12 protein-coding genes are annotated in these 11,968 nt (G+C 63.7%); 9 read left to right on the top strand and 3 right to left on the bottom strand.

The features are described 5' to 3' along the window. Window positions 1-112: 112 nt before the first annotated feature. Together IWX88_RS03655 and IWX88_RS03660 are read left to right on the top strand one after the other, a co-directional pair. A complete protein-coding gene (locus IWX88_RS03655; protein WP_370568153.1) occupies window positions 113-1,312 on the top strand; it encodes an MFS transporter in 1,200 nt (399 codons plus the stop codon). Window positions 1,313-1,420: 108 nt separating this feature from the next. Further along, complete coding sequence (locus IWX88_RS03660) at window positions 1,421-2,398, top strand: aldo/keto reductase (RefSeq protein ID WP_196827260.1); 978 nt, start codon at window positions 1,421-1,423, stop codon at window positions 2,396-2,398. A gap of 15 nt (window positions 2,399-2,413) precedes the next feature. On the opposite strand, the gene IWX88_RS03665 is transcribed toward IWX88_RS03660, so the two are convergent. Further along, window positions 2,414-2,995 (bottom strand): TIGR03086 family metal-binding protein, encoded by a 582-nt coding sequence (locus IWX88_RS03665; RefSeq protein ID WP_196827262.1) that lies wholly within the window; start codon window positions 2,993-2,995, stop codon window positions 2,414-2,416. An 81-nt stretch (window positions 2,996-3,076) separates the two neighbouring features. Between IWX88_RS03665 and IWX88_RS03670 the strand changes: the two genes are divergently transcribed. Further along, window positions 3,077-3,589: a PaaI family thioesterase gene (locus IWX88_RS03670; RefSeq protein WP_196827264.1), complete on the top strand. Its 513-nt coding sequence runs from the start codon at window positions 3,077-3,079 to the stop codon at window positions 3,587-3,589. 49 nt (window positions 3,590-3,638) lie between these two features. Then, window positions 3,639-4,577, top strand: coding sequence for a cation diffusion facilitator family transporter (locus IWX88_RS03675; protein WP_196827266.1), 939 nt, complete (start codon window positions 3,639-3,641; stop codon window positions 4,575-4,577). Window positions 4,578-4,678: 101 nt separating this feature from the next. Here IWX88_RS03675 and IWX88_RS03680 read toward each other — a convergent pair whose 3' ends face one another. Further along, window positions 4,679-5,239, bottom strand: a complete 561-nt coding sequence (locus tag IWX88_RS03680) for a YceI family protein (RefSeq protein ID WP_196827268.1) — start codon at window positions 5,237-5,239, stop codon at window positions 4,679-4,681. Between the two features lie 647 nt (window positions 5,240-5,886). On the opposite strand from IWX88_RS03680, the gene IWX88_RS03685 reads away from it, so the two are divergent. The 5 genes from IWX88_RS03685 to IWX88_RS03705 all read left to right on the top strand — a co-directional run bounded on the left by IWX88_RS03685 (window position 5,887) and on the right by IWX88_RS03705 (window position 10,919). Continuing rightward, entirely contained in the window at window positions 5,887-6,519 is a 633-nt protein-coding gene (locus IWX88_RS03685) for a M23 family metallopeptidase (protein WP_196827270.1), read from the top strand. 93 nt (window positions 6,520-6,612) lie between these two features. Further along, window positions 6,613-7,506, top strand: a complete 894-nt coding sequence (locus IWX88_RS03690) for an oxygenase MpaB family protein (protein ID WP_196827272.1) — start codon at window positions 6,613-6,615, stop codon at window positions 7,504-7,506. 157 nt (window positions 7,507-7,663) lie between these two features. Next, a complete protein-coding gene (gene dinB / locus IWX88_RS03695; RefSeq protein WP_196827274.1) occupies window positions 7,664-8,926 on the top strand; it encodes a DNA polymerase IV in 1,263 nt (420 codons plus the stop codon). A gap of 183 nt (window positions 8,927-9,109) precedes the next feature. Further along, window positions 9,110-10,195 carry a ring-cleaving dioxygenase gene (locus tag IWX88_RS03700; protein ID WP_196827276.1) on the top strand — a complete coding sequence of 362 codons (1,086 nt, stop codon included), beginning with the start codon at window positions 9,110-9,112 and terminating at the stop codon, window positions 10,193-10,195. Then, on the top strand, window positions 10,185-10,919 hold the full coding sequence (locus IWX88_RS03705; RefSeq protein ID WP_196827278.1) for an alpha/beta hydrolase: 735 nt from the start codon (window positions 10,185-10,187) through the stop codon (window positions 10,917-10,919). Before IWX88_RS03700 ends, IWX88_RS03705 begins: the two co-directional genes overlap by 11 nt. Before the next feature lie 373 nt (window positions 10,920-11,292). Here IWX88_RS03705 and IWX88_RS03710 read toward each other — a convergent pair whose 3' ends face one another. After that, on the bottom strand, window positions 11,293-11,775 hold the full coding sequence (locus IWX88_RS03710; RefSeq protein WP_196827280.1) for a hypothetical protein: 483 nt from the start codon (window positions 11,773-11,775) through the stop codon (window positions 11,293-11,295). Window positions 11,776-11,968 lie beyond the last annotated feature (193 nt).

Consider the following 11,968-nt stretch of genomic DNA (forward strand, 5'->3'; position numbering starts at 1 on the left):
AGTCGTCAAGCGCACCATCCGCGGATCTTCGCTACGCCCCTGTAGTTCGCAATACCCGCTGTTGATCGCAATACGCTGGGGGGATGCATCCGCCAGTCCAGTTTTCTCCCGCGTGAGCACCGGCTCTGTGCGTAAGCCCCGACTCTCGCGCGACGTGCTGGTGCTCGGTGTGATCGCCTTTTTCGTGATGGTCGGTTTCGGCGTTGTCGTGCCGGTGCTGCCGGTCTACGTTCGTAGCTTCGGTGTGGGAAATGCGCAGGTCGGGGCGGTGGTCTCCGCGTTCGCGCTGATGCGCTTCGTCTCGAGTCCTTTTTGCGGGCGGCTGATCGACTGGGCAGGTGAGCGCGCCATCCTCTCAATCGGAATCGGCATCGTCGCACTGTCCAGCGGGCTGGTCGGCATCGTGCAGAACTATCCGCAACTGTTGATCCTGCGGGGCATTGGCGGTGTCGGCTCGGCGATGTTCACGGTGTCGGCGATGACGCTGCTGATCGGGTCGACCTCCACCGCGATGCGTGCCAGATCCATCGGCTTCTACCAGGGCGGATTTCTCATCGGAGGGATGACGGGCCCCGCTCTTGGAGGACTTCTTGCGACCATTTCGCTGACCGCGCCATTCTTCTTCTATGCGGGAACCCTCGCTGTCGCTGGCGTCATCGGTATTGTTCTGCTCCGGCCTCGCACGGTCGCTGTGGCGAGTGATACGGGAGGTATTGCGGTGATCATCCCGTTCCGCGAGGTTCTGAGGAATCGCGGATTCCGTGCCGCCTGTCTGGCTAACTTCGCCCAGGGCTGGACCTCGTTCGGCGTGCGTAATTCGCTGGTTCCCGTGCTGATCGTCGAGGTGTTGCGCGGGCCGAGCGCCTGGACCGGCATCGCATTCGCCTTCTCTGCGGTCGCCCAGACCATCGCGTTGGCCCCGGCAGCGCGATTCATCGACACCGTCGGACGCAAGCCCGCCATCGTCGGCGCATTCGCGGTCGCGGGCGTGACTATCGCCGTCGTTCCGTTCGTGACCAGCTTCTTGGCGCTTACCGCGCTGCTCTGCCTCTACGGGGTGGCGGCGGCGTTCATGGGAACGGCACCGGCTGCAGCGGTCGGGGATGTTGTCGGCGCGCAGGGTGGGCGACCGGTAGCGCTGTTCTCGATGTTTTCGGACTTCGGCGCAATCATCGGCCCTCTCGTCGCTGGCTTCCTCGCCGACACGGTGTCCTATCCGGTGGCCTTCGCCGTTGGCGCGGTCTTCTTCCTCGGGGCATCCGCCTATGCGCTGCGGATGCCCGGGCGATCGCGCGAACCGGTTGCGACCTGAGTTACCGCGAATTGGCTTCGCGCGGCGTTTGCGTCGTGGTTTCGCGCGGCGCTTTCAGCGAATACTGTCGTGTCGCGCGACGCGTCACGACAGCGGCAGACTTGAGTCATGGAATACACCCAACTCGGACACAGCGGACTCGAGATCTCGGCGGTAACCCTTGGCTGCATGAGCTACGGCGAGCCCGGCCTCGGTAACCACGCGTGGAGTTTGCCGGAGGAGCAGAGTCGTCCGTTCATCCGTCGCGCTCTCGAGCTCGGGATCACCACATTCGACACGGCCAATGTCTACTCGAACGGTTCGAGCGAGGAGATCGTGGGGCGTGCGCTGAACGACTACGCGACCCGCGAAGAGGTCGTGATTGCCACCAAGGTGCACGGCACGATGCGACCGGGGCCGAACGGCGGCGGGCTGTCCCGCGGTCACATCATGGAGCAGATCGACGCCAGTCTCCGGCGTCTCGGCACGGACTATGTCGACCTGTACCAGATTCACCGCTGGGATCCGCGGGTGCCAATCGAGGAGACGATGGAGGCACTGCACGACGTCGTCAAGTCCGGAAAGGCGCGCTATCTCGGGGCATCCTCGATGTTCGCCTGGCAGTTTTCGCAGGCGCAGCACTCGGCGGACCTGAACGGCTGGACCCGGTTCGTGTCAATGCAGGACCACTACAACCTCATCAATCGGGAAGAGGAACGAGAGATGCATCCGTTCTGTCTCGATCAGGGCGTCGGAGTGCTTCCCTGGAGCCCGCTCGCGCGCGGCAAACTGACCCGGGACTGGGATGCCGCGTCGTCGCGATCGGCCACCGATGAGTTCGGCAAGACCCTCTATGTGCAGTCCGAGCAGTCGGATCGTCGGGTTGCGGATGCTGTCGCATCAGTCGCAGAGGCCCGCGGAATACCGCGAGCGCAGGTCGCCCTTGCGTGGGTGGCCCAGCAGCCGGCGGTGAGTTCTCCCATCGTCGGGGCGACGAAACTCATCCACCTGGATGATGCGGTGGCTGCGGTCGAACTCGATCTCTCTGCTGCCGAGCTTGCCTTGCTCACCGAGCATTACATCCCGCACGCAATCGCGGGTTTCTAGGCCCACGGCAACCCTTCAGCGCCCGTCGCGTCCGGTGAGGGCGAGCAGTCGCAGTTGCAGGGACGCATCTTCGGGCAGGGGAATCGGTGCTGCGAACAAGCCGCTTGCCGAGAGGGTGTCGCGCTGGGGTTCGAAGACCGTCCACACACCAGCGACGAGGCCGTCATCGAGAGTCTCATCGGCACGCACCGCGCGTGCCAGATCCCAGGAGTGGATGGCGACGTCACTCACCTGCTCGCGCAGGTAGTCGCGCACCGAAACCGTGTCGTATGACAGGCTGACCTGCGCATCGGGCGACGCGGCATCCCACGCCGAGGTCGCGGCGAGAGAGTACAGCCGCCACTCCGCACGAAGATCGTCACCGAGCGGCTGGAGCCGCCGTCGCGCGTCGGCGACGGAACTCCCGGCCAGCAGGTGCGGTACCCACTGCTGCTCCTCCACGACATGGCTCACAAGCTCGCGCACGTTCCATTCGGTGTCGGGAGTGGGAGCATCCCAGTTCGTCACCAGTCCGAGCCGCACTGCAAATTCGCGATGGGCCTGCTTCTGCAGGGCGAGCCAGTGAAATGTCGGGGTTGTCGGTTCGCTCGTATCCATGACTACCTCAACGCGAAACTACCCGATGCATTCCCGCCCCGGGGTGCGGTCGTAGGCTGAAAGTCAGGAAGGGACTATCCGATGAGCCGCGAATCAGAACACGCCCCGGTCGATCGATCCCGAACGGTGACCTGGGAAAATCCGCTGGTCGGGGCCGCGCTCGCCAAGACGATGTCCGGGCTCGAGTACATGCAGGGGCTTCTCGACGGAAGCATCCCGGCGCCTCCGATCGTCAATCTCATGAATATGAGGCCGGTCGCGGTCGAGGTGGGCAAGGTCACGTTCACCTGCGATCCGAACGAATCGCACTACAACCCCATCGGCTCGGTTCACGGTGGACTGGTCTGCACTCTGCTTGACTCGGTGCTTGGCTGCGCAGTGCACACGACGCTGCCGAAGGGGCAGGGGTACACCTCGCTCGAGATCAAGATCAGCTACCTGCGACCGGTGATGGCGGATACCGGCCAGCTCACCGCAGTCGGGATCGCCACCAAGCCGGGATCCCGGGCCGCCTTCGCCGATGGCACGGTGCATGACTCAAACGGCAAACTCATCGCAACGGCGAGCAGTACTCTGTTGATTTTCCCGGTCTGACGCTGCCCGACAGCCCCGCGCATTCAGAGTTTGTTTCTACACTGGAGACGTGAGCGACACGCACGGGCATAGCCATTCGCACGGACTGGATCCCCTGACCGGCCGGACCAATCGCGCGCGCCTGCTCATCACCATCGGGATCGTCTCCGTCGTATTCGTGGTGGAGGTGATCGGTGCCATTTTCTCGGGATCACTCGCGCTGCTCGCCGACGCCGGTCACATGCTCTCCGACCTCACGGGGCTCCTGGTCGCGCTGGTCGCCCTCACGGTGGCGGCGCGGCCGGCAACGGATGCTCGAACCTTCGGTCACCGTCGGGCCGAGGTCTTCGGAGCTCTCGCCAATGGGCTCATCCTGCTCGTGGTGGTTGGTTTCATCATGGTGGAGGCGGTCACGCGGTTGTTCGAGCCGGTGGTTGCGACAGTGCAGGCACCTCTGATGCTGCTTGTGGCGATCCTCGGGGCGCTTGCAAATACTGCGGGGTTGCTCGTTTTGCGCGGAGGGGCGAAGGACTCGATCAATATGCGCGGCGCGTATCTCGAGGTGCTCGGAGATCTCGTTGGATCAGTGGCCGTGATTGTGGCGGCCGTGGTCATCCTGCTCACCGGCTTCGAGCGGGCCGATGCGATCGCCTCACTGGCGATCGCGGCGCTTATCGTGCCGCGAGCCCTCGGTCTGTTGCGAGATGTGCTGCGGGTACTCAGCCAGGGCACGCCGCGAGGAACAGATGTCGCATTGATTCGCGAACACGTGCTGTCGAAGCCGGGGGTGGTCTCGGTTCATGACGTTCATGTCTGGTCGATCACGCCCGGTGCCAACGTATTTTCGGCGCATGTCGTGGTGGATCAGGCGGTCTTCAGCGAGAACCGCACAGACCAGCTTCTCGACGGGCTCAGCGAATGTCTCGCCGAGCACTTCGACGTGGCGCACTCCACTTTTCAGCTCGAACTCGAAGAGCATGCGGACCACGAGGTCGAGCAGCACCGCTAGCCGTGCGCCCGGGGCAGTTGCCCTACAGACGGGCCCCGCGACGCGGGGACCCGTCTTCACGAGCCAGTCCGCCGCGAACCAGCGCGCGGCGGACTACAGGTCTATGCCGCCTGGAGTATGAACTGCAACTCGAAGTTGATCGTGACATCGTCGCCGAGAGTGAATCCGCCGGCCTCGAGGGCGGCGTTCCAGCTCACACCGAAGTCGTGGCGGTTGATTTTGGTTGACGCGCTGAAGCCCGCCTTCGACTGCCCGTAGCCATCAACGACAATCCCACCGAACTCACCGGTGAGAGTGACGGATTTGGTCACACCGCGCAGGCTCAGCTCCCCGACAACGGTGATGTCATCGCTGTCGCGGTTCACGCTCGTCGAGACGAAGGTGATGGTCGGAAACTCGTCGGCCTTGAAGAAGTCGTTGGTGCGCAGGTGGTTGTCGCGGTCCTTCTGGTTCGTGTTGACCGAGGCGACCTCAATACTTGCCTCGACGGTCGATTTTGTCGGGTCTTCGGCGGTAACAATGGTGGCGGTGAATCGCTCGAACGAGCCACGTACCTTGCTGATCGCGAGGTGCTTCACCGAGAAGGTGACCTCGGAGTGAGTGGGGTCAAGCTTCCAGGTGCCAGCGACGTAGGTGGGATGGGTGTCAGTAATGGATGTCATAACTCTATGCAAGCGCATAGACCTGGCGGCTATTCCCAGTTTTGGTTACCGGTCGGAAAACTTTTTTGACCTGTTTTTTGACCAGCGGAGCAACCGCAGCACGCGGGACGGCCAGCCCCAGACGCCGGCGCCGAGGCTCTCGTGGAGATGTTTTTATACGCATGCCACCGCGTGAATCTGGAATACGGGACGGAAGTTGTGCCATCCATATTCGGCCAGTTCCGCCGTGTGCGGCTGCACAGTCGGCCCCTCCTTCACAGGGGACGTGGAGCTTGGTGTCTAAGGCTGGTGAGCGGTTTCGACACCGAGAGCCCCTCTGACCGTGCAACTATCTGTCTGTCATGGAGCAAGTCGAGAGCCCGCTTCCCACCCGTATCGGGAAGCCACCCATGTCGGAGAGGGCCCCCTGTGCGGGACGCAGCCGATGTGGGCAGACAGCCGCCGAGCGTCGCTTATGCGTCGCCGCCCGCCTCAGCGTTTTCACCCTAGCGAACGCGCTGACGTGGATAACCGGAGATCCTCATTTGTTAGAAAAGTACCGTGGTAATCCCGCGCGCGCCCGAAACACTGCGTTCAAGCCCGTGCCAGCTGTGCACAGCCCCGAACTGCCAGCCCTCAACGGTCGGTCTGTGCGAAACCTGCGCCAGGTGCGCACTGTAAAGGTGGTTCGCCGTGGCGTCGCCGCGGTGGCGGCATCCTTTGTGGCGGTCGTCGCGCTCGGCGTCGGAGCGCCGGCCTTCGCGGCGGCAATAGCGACGCCTCCGGTGCGAATACTCGCGCTGCAGAGCCTCACTGTGAGCGCAGTGCCTCCTGTCGCAGCCGTGGTGCGGGATACCTACGGTGTGACTGTGCCACCTTCGCTGCAGTGGCCGGTGGATCCATCGAGCCCCATTGTCGATGGCTTTGGCCCGCGAGTCTCGCCGTGCGCCACCTGTTCGTCGCTGCACGAAGGGGTGGACTACGACGCGGGCAACGGAACACCTGTGCGCGCTATTGCGGCGGGAATTGTTGTGGAGACCAATAACCCCGGGTCATCTGCCCTCGGCATCCACGTAACCATCCAACATGTAATCGACGGCCAGACTGTGACCAGCGTCTATGCGCACATGCAGGTGGGATCGATGCCGCTGAGCGTCGGTGATACCACCTTCGCAGGAGAGCGCATCGGTCGTGTCGGCAGTACCGGTGCGAGTACCGGAGCCCATCTGCACTTTGAGATTCGACCCGGCGGCACCACTCCGGTCGACCCGGTGGCCTGGATGCGCGCGCGGCTCGGCTAACGGTGCCGCGAGCAACCGGGCGACTGACCTGGCCAGGCCGAACCACGTGGCGCGTTCACCGTCATTCCCAGACAGGTTAGATAGCGTGTAGGAGTGTCTAGCCTCACCGCCCCGTTTCGATCCCGACTCCTTTCGGCTTTCACCGGCAATTCGAGCGGCCGCCCAGACTGGGTCAGCCAGATCGAAGAAGGTGAGAACGCGGGATTTTTCGGCGTTGGATCTGCCGCCTGGGCCGTCCACGGGGGCATGCCAACGCTCGTCGCAGGCATCCGTGCCTTGCTTATGCAGACACTTCACCCCGGCGCAATGGCTGGGGTGCATGACTGGTCGAGGTACAAGGAAGATCCGCTCGGACGCCTGTCCGGAACTATTCAGTGGCTCATCAGCGTCACCTTCTCCGACACCACCATGGCCGTACGCGAGTCGAGCCGAGTCGGCCGCTTTCACGACCGGGTCGTCGGAACCTATCTCGATGCCCAGGGAGTAGAGCGGCCCTACGCTGCGGGAGATCCGGAACTGCTGTCGTGGGTGCATGTCGTGTTCACTGACGCGTTTCTGGGAAGTCACCTCGTCTGGGGTGCACCGATTCCGGGCGGTCCGGACCAGTATGTGCGCGAATGGACCAAGGCAGGCGAACTCGTCGGGGTCGCCGATCCTCCAGCCTCGCAAGCCGAACTGCGTTCCCAACTGGATGCATTTCGCACTGCAGGCATCCTCAAAAGCGACGAACGGGTGGCCGAGGCAGTTCGCTTCATCCGCAAGCCGGGTCTGCCCCAGGGCATGTTGCCCGCCTACAACATTCTCTTTGCAGGAGCCGTCGCATCCATCCCGGTCGAATACCGGCGGATGCTTGGCCTGCGCCGCGCGTGGTGGCCGGCGATCACGGTCACGCGTCTGATCCTCGTGCTCGTCGGTGCACTGCTCGGACGAAGTTCCACAAGCGAAGATGCCGCGCGCTCGCGACTGCGTCGTCTCGGTCTGCTCTAACCCGTGGCGCTAACTCGCACCGCTGACTCGAGACGCTGACTCGAGACGCTGACTCGTGGCGCTCGTTCATTCGCGCTGCGGGGGTCGGCTCGGTGCAGTTCCAACGGCCCGCTGTCGTCTGCCGAGGGTAGATTCAACCCACAGGAGGCGCAACCGAGTGAGCAAGCAGGACGGCACGGACCGCCAGGTCAGCGCGACCTCTGTGGACAGCAGCACTGCCACGATCCTGCACGTCGATCTGGATGCATTCTTCGCGTCGGTTGAACTTCTCGATCGACCCGAACTCACCCACCTTCCAGTGGTCGTCGCAGGCAAGTCAATGCGTTCGGTCGTGACAGCGGCAAACTATCCGGCACGCAAGTACGGGGTGCGTTCGGCTATCCCGCTATCACAGGCGCTTCGACTCTGCCCCAGAGCCATCGTGCTCGAGCCGCATTTTGACAAATACCGGCACTATTCGACACTCGTCATGGAGATCTTCGATGGCGTCACCCCCGTCGTCGAGCGGCTCGGCATCGACGAGGCATTTCTTGACGTGTCAGGAGCGGGACTCATCGGAAACCCGGCGGAGGTCGCGGCTGTGATTCGGCGGCGAGTGCAGGAACAGACCCGGCTCACCTGCTCCGTGGGGGCGGCATCTACGAAATTCGTGGCGAAGCTCGCGTCCGGGCGCGCCAAGCCCGACGGAGTGCTCGTCGTACCCGCCGACCAGACACTCGCTTTCCTCCATCCGCTGCCCGTCGGTGCGCTCTGGGGTGTCGGTGCGGTTACCGAGGAGGCACTTACGCGGCGCGGACTTCGCACGATCGGCGACATCGCCAGGTCTCCGCTTTCGGCCATTCAACGCGCGGTGGGCGATGCCTCCGGGCTCATGCTGCACGACCTCGCCAACGGTCGCGATCCCCGGTCGGTGACCACGACATCCGTGGAGAAGAGCGTGGGGCACGAAGTGACTTTCGAGGTGGATACCGTGGATGCGGATGTCCTTCGGCGGGAGCTGCTTCGTCAGGCCAACGCGGTCGCAGTGCGGATGCGCTCCGCCGGCTCGGTCGGACGCACCGTAGTGCTCAAGCTGCGTTACGACGACTTCACCACGATCACGCGCTCACGCACTCTCGCCGAGTCGACGGATGTCGGGCGCCGCATCTATGAGGAAGTGCGGTCAATCTACGAGGCTCTCGGGCGTCACAATCCGGTGCGACTTATTGGCGTGCGGATGGAGCACCTGAGCCAGGGTGGTGACCAGCAGCTCGGTCTCTGGGATGAAGACGACAACTGGCGCGAGGCCGAAGACACGATCGACGCGGTGACTGCACGTTTCGGTCGCGGCATGTTGCGGCCCGCGTCGCTTCTCAAGGCCCAAGCCCCGCACGGTGATGCGCAAAATGCGCACCGGATCGACTATGAGCCCCCGCGCTGAACGGAGGTGGTCGGCTCGGCATCCGGCACCGAAACTGTCTCACCGGCACCGGCACCGGCACCGGCACCGGTCGGGAATATTGACCTGATCGGGAATATCGCCCTGATCGGGAATATCAGGGATTTCTATACGTTCGTATAGATATCGCGCGGGAGAATCCCCGGCGATATGGGAAGGATCATCATGAGCGCAGCATCAGCAGTACCAGCACAGACTTCTGGACTCCACCACGTCACCGCCATCGGTGGCGCTCCGCAGCACAATGTCGACTTCTACATCCGGGGCCTCGGTCTGCGGCTGGTGAAGAAGACGGTGAATTTTGATGACCCGGGTACCTATCACCTCTACTACGGCGACGAGGCTGGTGCACCCGGTTCGCTGATGACCTTCTTCCCGTGGACCGGCATCCGCTCGGGTCGCGTCGGTGCTGGGCAGTCGACGACCACTGCGTTCTCCGTTCCGGCCGGCAGCCTCGGCTGGTGGAGCGACCACTTCGCAGACCTCGGCACGGCGTCGGTGATCACGACGCGCTCGTCGGATGAGGAGCGGCTTTCCCTGCGTGATCCCGACGGGCTCCAGCTCGACCTTGTTGCGTCATCTACCCAGGATCCCCGCGATCCATGGGATTCAGCGTTCGTTCCTGCCCAGTATGCGGTGCGCGGCCAGCACTCGTCCGTACTCACCGTGAGGGAGCCGGAAGGAACCGTTCGCCTGCTCACCGAGGATCTCGGGATGCACGTGGTTTCCGAGATCGGTAATCGTATCCGTGTCGCCGCCGGGGACGGTCGCCCCGGAAACATCGTCGATATCATCGCCGACCCGACCGGCGCAGATGGCCTCACTGCCGGCGGAACCGTACATCACATCGCCTTTCGGGTACCGGACGGCGAGACGCAGCGACTGTGGCGCGAGCAGCTTGTCGACCGCGGCTACGACGTGACAGCCGTGCTCGACCGGCAGTACTTCACCTCGATTTACTTTCGCGAGCCGGGAGGTGTGCTCTTCGAGATCGCGACCGACACCCCCGGATTCGAAATCGACGAGCCGCTGCTCGAACTCGGTCGTAGCCTGAAGCTCCCGCCGTGGCTCGAGCCGTCGCGCGAGCAGATTGAGCACGCTGTGGCGCCGCTCGCGTTGCCCGAGGAAAACAATCGGGAGGCTCCGGATGTCTCGAGCTCCGAGTCGAGCTCCGAGTCTGGCTCCGGGACTGTGGATGCTGCGCACCCGGTCGCCCCTCCTGCGGGCGTAACTCCACCCGATGCGCACTGATACCGAGCTCGCCGCCTGGCCGCACCTCTATCGGCCGGGCACCGGGCCGGTGCTGCTCATGCTGCATGGAACCGGAGGCTCGGAGATCGACATGCTCGGTCTCAGCGATGAGATCGATCCGGCTGCCGCCGTCATCGCCCCGCGCGGGCAGGTGTTGGAGGGCGGGGCACTGCGCTGGTTCCGTCGCCTGTCTGAGGGAGTCTTCGACGTCGATGACGTGGTCTTCCGTGCGGGCAGTCTCGCCGAGTTCGTCGGCTGGGCTGCCTCTGCCTACGATCTGAGTGCTCGCAAGATTGTGGCTGCCGGTTTCTCGAACGGGGCGAACATTGCCCTGGCGACGGGCATCCTCTCCCCGGGGTTGTTCGACACGACGATCGCGTTTTCCGGAATGTATCCGTTCGGCGCGCGAGCGATGTCGACGCATCCGGCCGGTGCACCAGTGGGGACGGCTTCGACTGGCTTGGATGTTTCGCAGGATGTGGCCGGTTCGCAGGATGTGGCCGTTTCGACCGAACTGGCAGCGCAGCGATTCGTTCTGCTGAACGGTGACTCAGACCCGATGGCTCCAGTCGTAAGCGTCGACCGGCTTGTGGCTGAGCTCACTCGCACCGGAGCGGATGTTGCCCGCCACACCCGCACCGGAGGCCACGGCATCACGTCAGACGATCTGCGAATCGCGCGGGCTGCGTACCGCGCTGCGGCAGCTCGAGGCGGTGGCAGCTAACCGCCGACGACGGGAAGGCGAATATCCGCCGGGGGTGACCCGACAACTGCGCCGAACGTTTGTCCCACGATCGTCATTTCTGGCATAGCTGGCAGCCCTGTCGCGGGTACGCCTGCGGAATGTCACGAATCGCGCTGTTAGGCCGGAAATATCGACTATGTCACCGTCTACGAACGCCGCCAGGAATGTTGCCGGAACCCGACCTGGTGAGAGTCAGGCGATCTGATGCACCTGCGGCTGACATGCCTAAACCTTAATTCACCGGGGGCCCGCCCGAGCATCGCACCCAGCCGTTCGAACGGTGATAGCAGGCGGTGATCGAGTGCAGCCGCTCGGCCTGGGCTGTGGAGTACTGGGGCAACGAGGTCGTTATTCAGCGAGCGAATATCGTCGGGGTGGGTGACCAGCCCGGAGAGACGATTGCGAATTGCCATCCGCCCGCCCCTCCCGCGCTTCGTACGGTGAGGATCACGCCTCCGGCGGGAATGGTCACTGGGAGTTTGAGGGTGGCTCCGCAGGCGATATCTGCGGATGCGAGCGTGCCGCCCGGTGAACGATCGTTCCCAGACTGACCAAGGCCGCTGACGGTAAGCCGCATCACCTCGACGCCCGTGCAGACCGCCAACACGTCGTGCGACCCGGCGGTCACACTCGCCAGAGTGACCGAAGCGTTTCTGCTCTCGGCAATGAAGTCACCGCTCGCACCTCCCTGCCCCTGGGGATCGCTGAGCAAACCGCCCATGCGGTCGTGCCAGGCGCTATTGGGCGGCAGGGGGTCTGACGGTGTGCAGCCGACCATGAGCGCAGCACTCGCACCCAGAACAAGCCAGGTGAGCATCATCCGCTGATTGGGCATTCCCACATGGTGCCAGTTGCGTGGCCCTCATGCCAGAGCATCTGCGGAACGTCGCTCGACTCTGGTCACCTGTACCGGTCCCAAAACAGAGAGAACCTCGTCGGAGAAATAGACCGACCGGGATTAATTCGTCACTAAAGCGAGTTCCAGTCGGCCCCTGTGGCGGATTCAGGCAACTGTCACCTTCCGTTTA

Source organism: Frigoribacterium sp. CG_9.8 (genome assembly GCF_015751965.1).
GTDB lineage: Bacteria > Actinomycetota > Actinomycetes > Actinomycetales > Microbacteriaceae > Lacisediminihabitans.